We start from the raw sequence: 14262 nt of genomic DNA on the forward strand, positions 1-14262 counted from the left end.
CAGCCGGACAGCCGGACAGCCGGACAGCCGGACAGCCGGACAGCCGGACAGCCGGACAACTGAACAGCCGAACACCCGGCGGCCCGCGACCCGTTGAGCCCGGCCGGGCCCGGCGCTACCTTCCTCGATAGTCCAGACAGGACTATTGAAGGGGTGCTGTCGTGAACCGGCTCCGGACCATCGCCTGGCCTCGGGTGGCTCTGCTCGCCCTGGTGCTGCTCTGCCTCGGCTACGCGCCGATCGCCGCCACCGAACTGTGGCCCTACGCGCATCCCGGCGCACCCGCGATCGGACAGCGGCTGCTCGCCCACACCGTCTCCCAGCGGTACGTCTCCGCCGCCTTCGCCGACCGGATCGGGCCCTACCGCCAAAGCCTGACCGCGATGGTCGTCCACTCGGTGCTCGGCGGCCTGCTGATGGTGCTCGGCCCGGCCCAACTGCTCAGCGCGGTACGGCGCCGGATCCGGCTGCACCGCGCCATGGGCGTGCTGTTCACCGCCACCGTCTACGCCTCGATGGCCGGCGCCGCCGACTACCTGCTGCGCACCCGGCCGGCCGGCGCCTTCAGCGGCCCGACCTTCTGGATCGTGCTCGCCACCATCCTGGTCGGAACCGTGCTCAGCGCCACCATGGGCGTCATCGCCGCCCTCACTCGCCGGCCCGACCTGCACCACCGCTGGATGCTGCTCTGCTACGGCTACTTGATGACCGCGCCGCTGCTCCGGCTGGAGTGGATGGTGCTGCCCTTCGTCTTCCCCGGGCTGTCGGTGGCGGAGATCAACCGGATCGCCGTCATGCACCTGGGCTCGGTGGTGGTCTTCGGGGCCCTGGTCGCCTCCCGGTTCCTGGATCGGCGATCCAACCTACCGGGCTTGACCGGCAGTTGGGCGCCCGTCCCGGTGCTGGTGGCCGCCCAACTGGTGGGTGCGGCCGGGCTCGGCTGGATCAGCTCGCAGTACCTCGGCTGGTGCTGTTCAGTCTCGGCTGGGTCGGCGTGCTCGCCCTGCTGGCCCTCGGCGCGGTGATCTGCCTGCTGCTGCAGTACCTCACGCCCGGCACCCCCGTGCGCGAGCGGACCGTGCCGATACCGGGCTGGGCCAAGCCGTTCCTGGCCCTGCTCGGCTCCTCCTGGTTCGGGATCGGCGCGGGCCTGCTGGCCGTGCCCGGCTTCTGGGGAGCCCTGCTGCCCTGGCGGGTCGACCGCGCGGACGCCCAGGCCCTCGGAGTCTGGGCGCTCGCGCTGGGAGTCGGCGTGCTCGGCGGACTGGTCGAGGACGATCTGGCCAGGCTGCGCCCGGCGCTGCTCTCGCTGCCCGGGGTGGCGGTGGTGGCGGGCGTGCTGCTCGGCAGCCGGGCCGGCGAGGTGCACTGGGCGTCCGGGCCCGGCGTCTCGCTGATCGTGATGCTGGCCGGCCTGCTGGCGTCGGGCGGAATCGGGTACCGGCTGCTGGCCCAGCGGACGACCGGCCCCAACGGCCAGGCGGGCGTGGCCAGTCCTAGCGGCCCGGTCGAGCCGGCTCACCCCGACGGCTCGGTTGAGTCGGCCCGCTCCAACGGCCCGGTCGGGCCTGCCCGCCCCGACGGCCCGGTCGGGGCGCCAGGGGGGAACGGCTAGGGTGAGGGGATGACCACGTCCGCCCCGCGCCCGTTGCGCGCCGACGCCGCCCGCAACCGCGACCTGCTGCTCGCCGCGGCGGCCGCCGAGTTCGCCGAGCACGGCATCGACGCCTCGATCGCCGACATAGCGCGGCGCGCGGGCGTGGGCAAGGGCACGGTCTTCCGGCACTTCGCCACCAAGGACCACCTGCTCGCCGCGATCGTCCGCAGCCGCCTCGACGTCCTGGCGACCCTCGGCGAGTCGCTGGCCGGTGCGGACGACCCGGAGCAGGCGCTGCTCGAGTTCCTCGGCGTGGCCATCGAGCAGCAGCAGGAGCGCGACCTCTCCTTCCTGTTCGCGGCGGCGCAGACCGCGCTCGCCGAGCCCGAGGTCACCCGTGCCCGGGAGCGGATGTTCCAGGCCGCCTACGCCCTGGTCGACCGGGCCCGCGCGGCCGGGGTCCTGCGGGCGGACGTGACCGGGCCGGACGTGGTGCTGCTGATGTGCGCTCCGGGGCACGTCGCCGAGCCGCTGCGGGCCGGTAGCCCCGAGTTGTGGCGCCGCTACCTCGGGATCATCTTCGACGGGCTGCGCCCCGAGGGCGCCCACCCACTGCCGCAGCCGCCGCCGACGGCGCCGCTGCCATCCTGACGTTTCGTCAACTGTGCTGCTGGCGACCGAGGGTGACTCCCTTCCTGGTGGATCGTCAACTGCGCTGCCGACGGCCGAGGGTGGCGGCGAAGGTGGCTGACCCGGTGAGCAGTGCGGCGCCGAGGAGCAGTCCGGCCAGCTCGCCGAGCGTGTCGATCGGGCCGACCACCCGCTGCAGCGGGTCCCGCAGGCCGGTGGCGACCGGCACGGCGAGTGCCGCCGCGACGGCGGCCCGGCGGATCGCCGCCCGCCACCGATGACCTGACCTCCTGGGCGCCGCGATCCGCAGCACGCTGTTGCAGAACATGCAGAAGGCGAAGAAGCCGCCCGAGGCGATGCCCACCTCGATGACGAACAGCAGCGGCCCGGGCGAGCCTTCGCCGAGTGCCTGGCCGACGGCCGGCCCGAGCCCGGCGTCAGACTGGCGCTCGCGGCGAAGGCGGTGATGTGGTCGCGGGCGAACGCGGCCGGCGCGCCGGGTGCGAGCCGCGAGGCCGGGCGGTCGCGGGGCTGGGCGCCGGCGTAGTGGTCGCCCCCGGGGTGCTGCGGCTGCGGCTGGGCATCGGCAGTCCGACGGCGGCCGGCGTGCTCACCGGATCGGTGGCGCTGGCCGTCGGGCTGGCCCATCCGCAGACCGACGGCCTGGCCGTCGCCGCCGGCGGTGCGCTGGTGCTGCTCGCCTGGGCGCTGGCCGCCACGCTGCGGGAGCTGCGGGAGACGGCCGTCGACTGATGCCCGGGGCGGCAATTGACTGACCGTCAGTCCTCGCCGCCCTCAAGGGTGGCCAATGTCCGCTCCAGCCAGGCCAGTTCGGTCTGGCTGGTGGCCCGGGCGATCAACAGCAGGCCCTGCCGGAATGGATCCGTGATGTCCTCGGCGCCCAGCGGCCGGTCACCCTCGTAGAAGAAGCTGCTCGGCTCCCGCAGGAAGGCGAGCCGGCGTCGCAGCACCTCGGCCTGCTCGGCCGGCGCGTCCAGCAGGCGCAGGAAGGCGAGCACCGTGAACCAGTGGTTCTCGTCGCTGATCTCCACGCCGTCGGCCTCGCGCAGCCGTCGGGTCAGTTCCGCCCGCCCCTCGGTCGTGAGGGTGAGCACATGCCGCGGCGCGGCCCGGGTGCCCGGCTCCGTCTGCCGGGTGAGCCAATCGGCCTTCTCCAGCCGCTTGATCGCCGGATAGAGCGTGCCGTCGGCGATCGGCCGGACATGCCCGGTCAGCTGCGCGACCCGCCGTTTCAGCTCATAGCCGTGCAGCGGCTGCTCGTACAGGAACCCCAGGATCGCCAACTCCAACACGACCGCCATTATGCCTCACTGTCGCTATACATCGGTGCCGATGTATAGTCCCGGCGATGCTTGAAGCCGGCCGATGCCCGTCCGGCCGACCCGTGAGCCGGCGCCTGTCCGGCCGACCCTTGAGGAGGAGCAATGCGCGACGCCCAGGTGACCCAGTCCGGAGCCCGGATCCGCTGGATCGAGCTGCCGGGCAGCGAGCCGACCCGGGTCTATCTGCACGGACTCGGCGCCAGCAGCGGGCCCTACTTCACCGCCTCGGCCGTCCACCCCGAGCTCGCCGGTCACCGCTCGCTGCTGCTCGACCTGCTCGGCTTCGGCATCAGCGATCGACCCACCGACTTCGGCTACACCCTCGAGGAGCACGCCGACGCCGTCGCGGCCGCACTGGACGCGGCCGGCGTCGAAGCCGCCGACGTGATCGCCCACAGCATGGGCGGCGCGGTGGCGATCGTGCTGGCGGCCCGCCACCCGCGGCTGGTCGCCAAGCTGGTGCTGGTGGACGCCAACCTCGACCCCCAACCGGCCGCCCGCACCGCCCAGGCGGGGTCCAGCGGGATCGCCTCCTACTCGGAGCAGGAGTTCCTGGCGGGTGGCCGGCAGCAGGTGCGCGACCGGGTCGGCCCGCACTGGTGGTCCACCATGCGCCTGGCCGGCCGCGAGGCCCTGCACCGCTCCGCCGTCCACCTCGCCGCCGGCAGCACCCCCACCATGCGCGAACTGCTGCTGGAGCTGCCGATCCCGCGCACCTACCTGCGCCCCGCGGCCGACCCGGCCCTGCCGGGCGCCGAGCGGCTCGCCGCGCACGGGGTGTCGGTGGTGTCCATCCCGGACTGCGGGCACAACATCATGCTGGACAACCCGCTGGCGTTCGCCCGGGCCACCGCGCACGCCCTGCGCGGCGCCCGCTGAGCTCGGCCCGTCTCGCCGACCGCGGCCGCTGACCCGCCGACCGGCGCCCGCCGAGTTCGGCCCGACCCGCCGCCCCGCCGACCGGCGCCCGCCGAGTTCGGCCCGACCCGCCGCCCCGCCGACCGGCGCCCGCTGAGTTCGGCCCGTCTCGCCGACCGCGGCCACTGACCCGCCGGCCCGCGCCCACCGAGCTCAGGCCGCCCCGCCGACCGGCGCCCCGCTCCGCCCGGCCGGGATCCCGTTGGCCAGGTCCTCCGTCAGCAGCCGCTTGGCGATGCTGTCCGCCGCCGCCCGCAGCTCGGCGCTGCGGGGGCGGCCGGCGTCCGCCTCCAACTGGGCGTTGAGCCAGTCGGCCCAGGCCCGGTCGAGCACCTCGGCCTCGGCCCGTCCCGCCTCGGTGTGGTCGAGGAAGTCCTGTTGCCGAGTCAGGTACCCCTCGTCGACCATCCGGATGAAGACCGGCTCAAGCACCTCCGGCGGTACCCGCCTGCGCGCGGCGATCAGCCCGAGCCGGGCATGCCCCACCACCCGGATGAGTTGCTCGACCTCCATCACCGCCCAGGCCCCCGCCAGATCCAGCCTGGTCCCGGATCCGGCGATGACTCCGCGCGCCGTGTCCAGATCCGCCTGGCGGATGATCCGGCACACGGAGTACTCCAGGTGCTGCAGCGCATCGCTGCCGATCGGCTGCGCGAACCCCTCGCCCATGTCGGTCGACCCGGCCCGCGCGCTGTCGCGCAGCTTCACCTGCTTCAGGAAGAGCGCCACCACGAAGCCCAGCCCCGCCACCGGCACGGTCCACAGGAACACCGTGTGCAGGCTGTCCGCGTAGGCCGAGATGATCGGTGCCGCCTCGGCCTTCGGCAGCGCGTGCAGGCCCGCCGGACTGCCCGCCGCCGTGGCCAGGTGGGCGGGGTCGGCGCCGGTCAGCTGCGCGGAACGGCGCACGCCGTCGGCCAGGTTGGTCTTGAGGGTGTTGGCGTAGATGGTCCCGAACACCGCGGTGCCGAAGGAGCTGCCGATGGTGCGGAAGAACGTCACCCCGGAGGTCGCGGTGCCGAGGTCGGCGTAGTCCACGGTGTTCTGCACGGCGATGGTGAGCACCTGCATGCTGAGCCCGATGCCGGTGCCCAGCACGAACATGTAGAGCGAGGCCAACCCGGTGCCCGTGCTCGGCTTCAGCAGCGACAGCAGGTACAGCCCGACGGCCATCACCGCCGCGCCGACGATCGGGAAGAGCCGGTACTGCCCGGTCTTGCTGACCACGTTCCCGCTGAAGACGGAGGCCAGCAGCAGACCGGCCACCATCGGCAGCGTGCGCACCCCGGAGACCGTCGCCGAGTCGCCGTCCACATACTGCAGATAGGTCGGCAGGAAGGTCATCGCGCCGAGCATCGCGAAGCCGACGATGAAGGAGAGCACCGAGCAGACCGCGAACACGGGAGTGCTGAACAGCCGCATCGGCAGCATCGGTTGCTCGGCCCGGGTCTCCGCCCAGCAGAACCCGGCCAGCGCCGCCACGCCCACCGCGAACAGCCCGATGATCGCCGGCGAGCTCCAGGCGAACCGGTTGCCGCCCAGGCTGGTGGCCAGGATCAGCGCGCTCGCCCCGACGGTGACCAGTCCGATCCCCAGGTAGTCGATCACCGGCCGCGTCGCCGACCGCACCGCCGGCAGCGTCCGCGCCGCCGAGGCCACCACCACGACGGCGATCGGCACATTGACGTAGAATGCCCAGCGCCACGAGAGGTGATCGGTGAACAGCCCGCCGAGCAGCGGCCCGATCACCGTGGCCACCCCGAACACCGCGCCGATCGCGCCCTGGTACTTGCCGCGCTCGCGCAGCGGGATCACATCGGCGATCAACGCCATCGACGTGACCATCAGACCGCCGGCCCCCAGGCCCTGCAACGCCCGCCAGGTGATCAGCAGCGACATGTCGGTCGCCAGCCCGCAGAGGAACGAACCGGTGATGAAGACGATCGTCGAGACCTGGAACACCAGCTTGCGGCCGTACAGGTCGCCGAACTTGCCGACCAGCGCGGTGGCCACGGTCTCGGCCAGCAGATAGGAGGTCACCACCCAGGACATGTGCGCGGCGCCGCCCAGGTCGGCCACGATGGTCGGCAGCGCCGTCCCGACGATGGTCTGGTCGAGTGCGGCCAGCAGCATTCCGAGCACGATGGTGCCGAAGACGATGTTGCGCTGGCGAACGTCAAGAACGGGCGGCGCGGCCTGCGAACCCTGCGGACTCTCGTCGAGCGTCGTCATAGCGGCAAGGCTCGTGCCGACAACGATCTGCCGCGAGCGGAGCGACCGGCCGCCCCGGCATTATTGCTCCGAACGGGCGATGCACGCTGCGTACACGATTGGCCACCCGAGCGCCGGGTACGGCACCAGGACCGCAGCCCACCCCTCCCGGAGAGGAACGTCCGCACGCCCATGAGCGACCTCCACACGATCCCCGAACGTGCGCGCCTCGCGACCACCGCCCGCGCCTGGGCCCACGCCCTCGCCGAGCATGCCGACCCGCACGAGGACCTGGTGGTCTACGGCGGACCGGACAGCTACCTGATCGGCGTCGGCAGCAGCGCCCGGCTGGCCCTCGACGGCACCGAGACCGACCCCTGGCCCGCCATCACCGAGTTCCTCGAACACGCCGCCGGCGCACCCGTGCTCGGCCACCTCGGCTCCGACCTGCTGCGCGGCCTCGAACCCCGCCTCGCCCGCGCCGACTACCCGGCCAGCTGGCTCAGCCTGCCCCGACTGCTCTTCCAGGTCGACGCGACCGGCCCGACCGTGCTGCGCGGCCGCCCCTCGGACGCCTGGGAGACGCTTCGCCCGCGCCTTGCCCACACCGTCAGATCCGTGCCGCTGACGGACCCGAGTGAGCAGGGGCGCGCCGCCTACGAGGACGCCGTCAGGCGCGCCCTGGAATGGATCGGCGACAGCACCGACCACCGCTGCACCCTCGCCCGCCGGGTCGACGTGAGCACCCGGTTCCCGCTCACCCGCCAGCTGCTCACCGGCCCGCCGCCGACGCAGACCAGCCGGCTCTTCTACGTCCGCCACGACGGCTTCGAGATGGCCGGCAACAGCCCCGAGCTGCTGGTCCACGGCAACCTCGCCGCCTTCCGCTCCTACAAGCTGGCCGGCACCTACCCCCGCCAGCCCGGCGCCACCGACCACGACCTCGCCGCCGCCTTCGTCAGCGACGGCAAGATCCTCGCCGAGCACGCCTCGGCACTCAGCGCCTGGCGCCGCTCGCTGCGCCGCCTCGGCGCGGTGGTCGGCGCCGGCACCTCCGTGCTGGACCGCGCCCGGCTGCGGCACCTGATGACCGTCCTCACCGTCCAGTCGGAGCACGCCACCCTCACCGACCTGCTGCGCGCCGCCCTCCCCACCCCCTGCAACCCGTCTGCCGGCCTCTCCCTCCTCGCCGACCTCGAACCCTTCCCCCGCGGCGCCTACCACGGCCTCGTCGGCCGCTTCCAACCCGGGCGCCTCTCCCTGTCCCAGACCCTGCGCACCGTCTTCCGCACCGGCGGCGACACCTTCACCTACGTCGGGGCCGCGGTCACCCGCGACTCCACCCCGGCCGGCGAATGGGCGGACACCTGCCACAAGTTGGCGGACATCGAGATCCCGATGGAGAGTTGACGCTCCGTCAGACCCCTTGTGGGCGCAGCACCAGGAGCCCGTCCACCGGCGCGGCGGCCATCGCGAACGGATAGCGGTCGGCCTGGAGGCAGAGCGGGACGTCGTCGGGGTGGACGCCGCGGTAGCCGCGACGCAGGCCCTCGGCGAGGTCGGCGGCCGCGGGGGAGCGGGCGGCGCGCCGCAGATAGGGGGCGGGGTCGGCGGCGGGATCGGCGGTCCGGCGGGCGATGTACTCGGCGCAGGCGCGGTCCTCCGGGGCCGTGCCGTCGTCGCCGGTGATCACGAAGGTCACCGGCGACGACGGCCGCTCACGCAGCAGGCGGGCCGTCGCGTCGGCGACCGCGAAGCTCGCGCAGAGCACCAGGCCCGCGTCGCGGACGGCCAGCGCGCCGACCGTGCCGGCCGTCGTCTTCTGCACCACCGTGCGCCCGGCCAGCGGTATCGAGCGCAGCAGGCCGGGGGAGTTGACCGCGTCGAACCCGGGTGCGGGCGCACCGTCCTTCAGCGCCACCCAGTCGGGGTGACGCTCCCTCAGCGCCAGCGCCTGGTCCAGCGACTCGGCCAGCACGATCCGCTCGGCTCCCTGCGCGAAGGCCTGCGCCGCCACGGTGAAGGCGCGCAGCACATCGATGACGACGGCGACCGCGGGCGGCTCGGCCGCGTCGGCCAACTCGGCGATTCCGGCGTAGTGTAAGGTCATCTGCTGCCTCACGCAGGCAAGTTGAACAGTCGGTCAAGGTGCTGGTCGATCGCGGCGAGCACATCCTGCGGCTCGATCACATGCAGTTCGAGCAGCGTGGTGAAGCCGGTGAGGGCGAGCAGCAGGTTGGTCTCGACCACCGGGTCGCGGTCCGCGCCGATCTGCCCGTCGGCGATCGCCTGGCGGACCAGCTGCTCCACCACCGAGCGGCCGTGCGAGATCCCCTCGCGGGCCCGCTCGCGGATGTCCGGATTGTGCAGCGCCTCCAGGACGTAGGCGGCGCTCATCCGGCTGGTCGCCCGGGCGTCGGGGTGCAGTGGAAGCAGCTCCACCAGCATCAGGCGCAGCACATCACGCGGGTGCGGCCGGTCGCCGAGCCGGGCGAGGCCCTCGCCGACCCGGAGCGTGCTCTGCTCCGCCGAGAAGTCCATGGCGAAGGAGAGCATCGCCTCCCGGGAGGCGAAGTAGTGCTGCAACTGCCCTAGCGAGATGCCCGCCTCCTGGGCGACCACGCGCATCGTGAGATGCGGCACGCCGCGCTGCTCCACCACGCGCCACAGGGCACGGGCAATGGTCTCCCGGCGTTCCTGGTGATCCACCTGTCTCGGCATCAGGTGCTGCTCCCCGCAAGGCTCTTGTTTTCAATACGGTTGACATAATACACCTGACCTAACAACCTGGATACTGCCTTGAGGGAGGAATCGACATGCCTGAGCGCAACATGTCCGAACGCGGCACGCCTGGACGTGAGATGCCTGGACGTGAGATGCCTGAACGCGGCAAGGCCGCACAGCCGACGGTGCGAACCGCCGAGGGCGTGCTGGCCGGCCGCCGGCGCGACGGGCACGCGGTGTTCCGCGGTATCCCCTACGCCCAGCCGCCGGTCGGCGCGTTCCGTTTCACCGCCCCCGCCCCGCCGCTGCACTGGGACGGGACCAGGCAGGCCGTGGAGTTCGGGCCCAGCGCGCCGCAGTCCGGTCCGGCGGGAACGGACTCGGCGATCGCGGACCCGGCGGGCGCGGGCCGTGCGGCGGACGGCAATTGGCTGACGCTCAACGTCAGCACACCGGATCCGGGGGCGGCCGGACTGCCGGTGCTGGTGTGGATCCACGGCGGTGCCTACTTCGGCGGGGCCTCCAGCGACCCGATGTACGACCCGGCGGCGCTGACGGCAGCGGGAATCGTGGTGGTGAGCGTCAACTACCGTGTCAGCGCCGAGGGTTTCGCACTCCTCGACGGAGCCCCGCCGAACCGCGGCATCCTCGACCAGATCGCGGCCCTGGAGTGGGTGCGGCGCAACATCGCCGCGTTCGGAGGCGACCCGGGCCAGGTCACGGTGGCCGGTCAGTCCGCCGGCGCGGGCTCCATCGCCGCCCTGCTGACCATGACGCAGGCGCGCGGCCTGTTCCGGCGGGCCATCACCCACTCGGTGCCCGCCTACCACTGCACGCCCGCCCTCGCCGCCGAGGTGACCGCCGAACTCGCCGCCCGCCTCGGTACCTTGCCCACCGCCGCGGCCTTCGCCGAGATCGAGCCGCAGCGCCTGGCCGACGCGGTGACCGCGCTCAGCGGCGACCTCCCCGGCTACCGCGAGCGCTGGGGCCGCCTCGCCCAGGCCGGCATCGCCGTCTGCCCGGTCGTCGACGGCTCGGTGCTCCCCGAGACCCCGTGGCCCGCGCTGACCGGCGGGCGCGCCGACGGGATCGAGCTGCTGGTCGGCCACACCCGGGACGAGTTCCGGCTGTTCAGCGTGATGACCGGCCGGCTCGGCAGCTTCACGGACGAGGACTCCCGAACCGCCCTCGACCTGTTCGCCCCGGGTGCCGTCGGCCCGCAGGCCTACCGCGCCTCCTTCCCGGAGGCCACGGCGGAGGAGATGCTGGAGACCGTCTACTCCGACGCCCTGTTCCGGATCCCGTCGCAGCAACTCGCGCACGCCAACGCCGTGGCCGGCGGCACCTCGTACGTGTTCGAGCTGGCGCTGCCCGCCCCGGTGCTGGGCGGCGTCCTGGGGGCCTGCCACAGCCTCGACGTGCCGCTGGCGTTCGGCACCTTGAGCAGCCCCGTCGGCGCTCAGCTCTTCGGCCCCGAGCCGCCCCCGGAGGCCGTCGCGGTCTCCCGCGAGCTCCAGCGGGCCTGGATCGACTTCGCCGTCAAGGGCGACCCGGGTTGGGCACCGTACCGGCCCAGCCGGCACCTCACCCGAGTGCTGGCCGCCCGGTCGACCACCGTCCCCTACCCGGAGGACGCCTCCCGCCGGATCTGGGAGGGGCACGTCCCGGAGCCGTTCGACCTTCCTTGACCGGCTCGCGGGGCGGCTCTCCTACGTGGCGGCCCGCTCGTCGGAGCGGGCCGCCACCCAAGCGCGTCAGGCGCCGGCGATCGCCGGGTCGCTGGTGCTCGGCGCGCCGGTCTCGATGTGGCCGGCCAGGCGCCGGCGGTAGCCCGGGTCCCGGTCCGAGGTGACCGTCAGGTCGTACCAGCCGTTGCTGCGGTGCGGGTGGGCGACATGGGTCACCCGGGCGCCCGGGCGCAGCTGGTAGGCGGCCTCGTGCTCGTTGCCGTAGCCGTCCGTGATGGTCAGCCGCACCGGGGTGCTGCCCTCGTTGGTCAGCTCAAGCTGGAGCTGACCGCTGTTGCCGTGGTGACGGGCCGTGAGCTCGGGGCCGGCCGCGCCCGCGGTGCCCTTGAACTCGCGCAGGAAGCCGTTGGGGCCGTACACCGCGAGGGCGTAGCCGCCGGTGGCAAGCTGCCACTCACCGGAGAGTGACCGGCCCGCCTCGACGGTGTAGTTCCACGGGCCGCCGGCCTGGGTCGACGAGGTGACCAGGAAGTGCGCGCCGGCCGCGCCGTGGCTGGCGAAGTCGATCCGCAGCCGGCCGTCCGCCCCGGCCCGGCCGTCGGCGGCCAGGTCGTAGGGGAGCGGACGGGCGGTGCGCAGGCCCGGCTCCTGCTTGGGCAGCTCGGGGTCGGCCGGCGGGTTCGGCACATAGCTGGGGTGGCGGTTCTGGTCCGGCGGCAGGTATCCGTCGGTGTCCGGCAGGTCCGGCACCTCGGCGTCGCCGTGGCTGAAGTCGAAGGCAGCGGTCAGATCACCGCAGACCGCCCGCCGCCACGGCGAGATGTTGGGCTCGTGCACACCGAAGCGCTGCTCGATGAACTGGATGATCGAGGTGTGGTCGAAGGTCTGCGAGCAGACCGCGCCGCCTTTGCTCCACGGCGAGACCACGAACATCGGCACCCGCTGGCCGAGGCCGTACGGTCCTGCCGCGGAGGAGTTGCCCGCCGCCGGGGCGAAGTGCTCGCCCGTGGTGTCCACGGTGGAGCCGCCCTCGGCCGCCGAGGCCGCCGGGTAGGGCGGGAGCACGTGGTCGAAGAAGCCGTCGTTCTCGTCGTAGGTGATCAGCAGCGCGGTGCGGCTCCACACCTCAGGGTCGGCGGTCAGCGCGTCCAGCACCTGCGAGATGTACCAGGCACCGTAGTTGACCGGCCAGTTGGGGTGCTCGGTGAAGGCCTCGGGCGCCACGACCCAGGAGACCTGGGGCAGCTTGCCGCCCAGCACGTCGGCCTTCAGGTGGTCGAAGAAGCCCTCGCCGGCCTTGGCGTTGGTCCCGGTGCGGGCCTTGTCGTAGAGCGGGTCGCCCGGCTTGGCGTTGCGGTACTGGTTGAAGTACAGCAGCGAGTTGTCGCCGTAGTTGCCCCGGTAGGCGTCCTCTATCCAACCCCAGCCGTGGTCGCCGTCCAAGCCGTCGCCGATGTCCTGGTAGATCTTCCAGGAGACGCCGGCCTGCTCCAGGCGCTCCGGGTAGGTGGTCCAGGAGTAGCCGGCCTCGGCGTTGCTGATCACCGGGCCGCCGCCCTTGCCGTCGTTGCCGACGTAACCGGTCCACATGTAGTACCGGTTCGGGTCGGTGGGGCCGAGCAGCGAGCAGTGGTAGGCGTCGCAGATGGTGAAGGCGTCGGCCAGCGCGTAGTGGAACGGGATGTCGTTCCGGGTCAGGTAGGCCATGGTGGTGGCCGACTTGGCGGGCACCCACTGGTCGTACTTGCCGTGGTTCAGGGCCTGGTGGGTGCTGTTCCAGTCGTGCGGCAGGTCCTCCAGGAACTGCAGGCCCAGGTTGTCCGCGGTCGGGTGGAACGGCAGCACGTCCTTGGTGCCGCTCGACTGGTACCAGACCGGCTTGCCGTTCGGCAGCGCCACCGGGTGCGGGTCGCCGAAGCCGCGAACCCCGCGCAGGGTGCCGAAGTAGTGGTCGAAGGAACGGTTCTCCTGCATCAGCACGACGATGTGCTCGACGTCCTTCAGGCTTCCGGTCCGGCGGTTGGCCGGGATCTCCGCGGCGCGCGCGATGCTGCTCGACAGCGCGGAGAAGGCGGCGGCCCCGCCCGCCAGCTGGATGAATCGACGGCGATTGAGGGTGCTCATGGCAGGCAGGTCTCCTGTGGCTCTCCGGGAGTGTGCGGAGACAGTCTGCTCAGTCCGCCGAGAACGCGATGGCGGAATGAGTGGAAATACCGGGCGAACACTGTGCCAATCTATGGTGCTTCACACCCCGTCGACGGTCGGCGCGCGGTATGACGCCGCGTCAACCGCCGGTTGGGTGACGCGGCGCCGGCGCGAGCACGGGCGGCCCGACACTCACCCGTGCCCGCTCACCCGCGCACCGGGAGCCCGCCGGTGCATCCGCAGGGCGACGGCCGCCACGGCGAGCAGTGCCGCCTCGACGGCGAGGCTGGCCAGGCCAAGCGGTTCGGTCCAGTTGCCCCGGTCGTCGCCGTAGTCCGGCAGCCCCGGTCCACGGGAGAGCAGGTAGCCGATCAGCGGACCGGCCGCGATGCCGCCCGCCAGCAGCCAGGGGAGCGCCGACCGGGCCAGCGGGCGCACCGCGTAGGCGATGAGTACCGCCGCGGTCAGCACTCCGCCCGCCTCTACCAGGTAGTAGCCGATCCCGACGTAGCGCGGGCTCTTGCTGCCGGGGAAGCCGCCCTGGTCCTGGACGTGGATCCAGGCCACGACCAGGCACAGCAGGGCGGCGGGCAGCGCGATCAGCGGATGGGGGCGGGGGAGTACGAGGGATTGCTCGCGGCGAACGATGAGGACGGAAGGCATGGCAGTGCCTCCTGAGGGGGTGGGGGTACGCAGGGTGCCGGGAGGTGGCAGCTCGTCCAGCGGGCCGGTGGGGCGTCTGCTGAGTCAGTCGTTGCCAGGCGTCTTCTGGATCGTCTGCCATCGGGTACGCGGCGCGGCCCCGACGGGTTCAATGCCGGTTTCCTCATCCTTGCTCCGGCGCCCCGCGACCGCCCCCGGCGCGGACAAGCCGGTGGCCCGGGCGCCCGGGGGGGGGGGGCGGGGCCCCCCGGGGGGGGGGGGGGGGGCGCCGCGGGGGATGACGGGGGGGGGCCGCCTGTTTTGGGGGGCGGGGGGGGCCGCGGGGGGGGTGGGCGGGGGCGGC

Annotated in this window: 14 protein-coding genes; 7 read left to right on the forward strand and 7 right to left on the reverse strand. The window is 73.1% G+C overall.

What is annotated here, in order from left to right; all coding sequences use genetic code 11:
• Positions 1 to 161 precede the first annotated feature (161 nt).
• The 3 genes from P3T35_RS11625 to P3T35_RS11635 are packed head-to-tail and all read left to right on the forward strand — an operon-like array spanning position 162 to position 2248.
• Positions 162 to 1025, forward strand: coding sequence for a DUF2306 domain-containing protein (locus P3T35_RS11625; RefSeq protein ID WP_101384633.1), 864 nt, complete (start codon positions 162 to 164; stop codon positions 1023 to 1025).
• Entirely contained in the window at positions 968 to 1615 is a 648-nt protein-coding gene (locus P3T35_RS11630; protein ID WP_101384634.1) for a hypothetical protein, read from the forward strand. Before P3T35_RS11625 ends, P3T35_RS11630 begins: the two co-directional genes overlap by 58 nt.
• 9 nt (positions 1616 to 1624) lie before the next feature.
• Complete coding sequence (locus tag P3T35_RS11635; RefSeq protein WP_101384635.1) at positions 1625 to 2248, forward strand: TetR/AcrR family transcriptional regulator; 624 nt, start codon at positions 1625 to 1627, stop codon at positions 2246 to 2248.
• Positions 2249 to 2303: 55 nt separating this feature from the next.
• Here the strand turns inward: P3T35_RS11635 and P3T35_RS11640 are convergent, their stop codons facing one another.
• Entirely contained in the window at positions 2304 to 2591 is a 288-nt protein-coding gene (locus P3T35_RS11640) for a hypothetical protein (protein ID WP_101384636.1), read from the reverse strand.
• 104 nt (positions 2592 to 2695) lie between these two features.
• Here P3T35_RS11640 and P3T35_RS11645 point away from each other — a divergent pair, with 104 nt between their 5' ends.
• Complete coding sequence (locus P3T35_RS11645) at positions 2696 to 2980, forward strand: hypothetical protein (RefSeq protein ID WP_101384637.1); 285 nt, start codon at positions 2696 to 2698, stop codon at positions 2978 to 2980.
• Between the two features lie 26 nt (positions 2981 to 3006).
• On the opposite strand, the gene P3T35_RS11650 is transcribed toward P3T35_RS11645, so the two are convergent.
• Positions 3007 to 3540 carry a PadR family transcriptional regulator gene (locus P3T35_RS11650; protein WP_101385593.1) on the reverse strand — a complete coding sequence of 178 codons (534 nt, stop codon included), beginning with the start codon at positions 3538 to 3540 and terminating at the stop codon, positions 3007 to 3009.
• 132 nt (positions 3541 to 3672) lie between these two features.
• Here P3T35_RS11650 and P3T35_RS11655 point away from each other — a divergent pair, with 132 nt between their 5' ends.
• Positions 3673 to 4449: an alpha/beta hydrolase gene (locus tag P3T35_RS11655; protein ID WP_101384638.1), complete on the forward strand. Its 777-nt coding sequence runs from the start codon at positions 3673 to 3675 to the stop codon at positions 4447 to 4449.
• A gap of 192 nt (positions 4450 to 4641) precedes the next feature.
• Here P3T35_RS11655 and P3T35_RS11660 read toward each other — a convergent pair whose 3' ends face one another.
• Positions 4642 to 6720: an MDR family MFS transporter gene (locus tag P3T35_RS11660; protein WP_101384639.1), complete on the reverse strand. Its 2079-nt coding sequence runs from the start codon at positions 6718 to 6720 to the stop codon at positions 4642 to 4644.
• 171 nt (positions 6721 to 6891) lie between these two features.
• Here P3T35_RS11660 and P3T35_RS11665 point away from each other — a divergent pair, with 171 nt between their 5' ends.
• Complete coding sequence (locus tag P3T35_RS11665) at positions 6892 to 8109, forward strand: chorismate-binding protein (protein WP_101384640.1); 1218 nt, start codon at positions 6892 to 6894, stop codon at positions 8107 to 8109.
• A gap of 7 nt (positions 8110 to 8116) precedes the next feature.
• Here the strand turns inward: P3T35_RS11665 and P3T35_RS11670 are convergent, their stop codons facing one another.
• Together P3T35_RS11670 and P3T35_RS11675 are read right to left on the reverse strand one after the other, a co-directional pair.
• Positions 8117 to 8809: a 2-phosphosulfolactate phosphatase gene (locus P3T35_RS11670; RefSeq protein ID WP_101384641.1), complete on the reverse strand. Its 693-nt coding sequence runs from the start codon at positions 8807 to 8809 to the stop codon at positions 8117 to 8119.
• Between the two features lie 8 nt (positions 8810 to 8817).
• Positions 8818 to 9420 carry a TetR family transcriptional regulator C-terminal domain-containing protein gene (locus P3T35_RS11675; protein WP_101384642.1) on the reverse strand — a complete coding sequence of 201 codons (603 nt, stop codon included), beginning with the start codon at positions 9418 to 9420 and terminating at the stop codon, positions 8818 to 8820.
• A gap of 95 nt (positions 9421 to 9515) precedes the next feature.
• On the opposite strand from P3T35_RS11675, the gene P3T35_RS11680 reads away from it, so the two are divergent.
• Positions 9516 to 11111: a carboxylesterase family protein gene (locus P3T35_RS11680; RefSeq protein ID WP_280705704.1), complete on the forward strand. Its 1596-nt coding sequence runs from the start codon at positions 9516 to 9518 to the stop codon at positions 11109 to 11111.
• 66 nt (positions 11112 to 11177) lie between these two features.
• On the opposite strand, the gene P3T35_RS11685 is transcribed toward P3T35_RS11680, so the two are convergent.
• Both P3T35_RS11685 and P3T35_RS11690 read right to left on the reverse strand, forming a co-directional pair.
• Positions 11178 to 13235, reverse strand: a complete 2058-nt coding sequence (locus tag P3T35_RS11685) for a phospholipase C, phosphocholine-specific (RefSeq protein ID WP_101384644.1) — start codon at positions 13233 to 13235, stop codon at positions 11178 to 11180.
• Positions 13236 to 13448: 213 nt separating this feature from the next.
• Complete coding sequence (locus P3T35_RS11690) at positions 13449 to 13919, reverse strand: hypothetical protein (RefSeq protein ID WP_280705706.1); 471 nt, start codon at positions 13917 to 13919, stop codon at positions 13449 to 13451.
• Between the last annotated feature and the right edge of the window lie 343 nt (positions 13920 to 14262).

Origin of the sequence: Kitasatospora sp. GP30 (genome assembly GCF_029892145.1) — a bacterium.
GTDB lineage: Bacteria > Actinomycetota > Actinomycetes > Streptomycetales > Streptomycetaceae > Kitasatospora > Kitasatospora acidiphila.

Coding starts and splice junctions, on each gene's coding strand:
- P3T35_RS11660 (WP_101384639.1), bottom strand. CDS start 6,720: ATGACGACGCTCGACGAGAGTCCGCAGGGTTCGCAGGCCGCGCCGCCC.
- P3T35_RS11635 (WP_101384635.1), top strand. CDS start 1,625: ATGACCACGTCCGCCCCGCGCCCGTTGCGCGCCGACGCCGCCCGCAAC.
- P3T35_RS11685 (WP_101384644.1), bottom strand. CDS start 13,235: ATGAGCACCCTCAATCGCCGTCGATTCATCCAGCTGGCGGGCGGGGCC.
- P3T35_RS11675 (WP_101384642.1), bottom strand. CDS start 9,420: ATGCCGAGACAGGTGGATCACCAGGAACGCCGGGAGACCATTGCCCGT.
- P3T35_RS11665 (WP_101384640.1), top strand. CDS start 6,892: ATGAGCGACCTCCACACGATCCCCGAACGTGCGCGCCTCGCGACCACC.
- P3T35_RS11680 (WP_280705704.1), top strand. CDS start 9,516: ATGCCTGAGCGCAACATGTCCGAACGCGGCACGCCTGGACGTGAGATG.
- P3T35_RS11670 (WP_101384641.1), bottom strand. CDS start 8,809: ATGACCTTACACTACGCCGGAATCGCCGAGTTGGCCGACGCGGCCGAG.
- P3T35_RS11690 (WP_280705706.1), bottom strand. CDS start 13,919: ATGCCTTCCGTCCTCATCGTTCGCCGCGAGCAATCCCTCGTACTCCCC.
- P3T35_RS11655 (WP_101384638.1), top strand. CDS start 3,673: ATGCGCGACGCCCAGGTGACCCAGTCCGGAGCCCGGATCCGCTGGATC.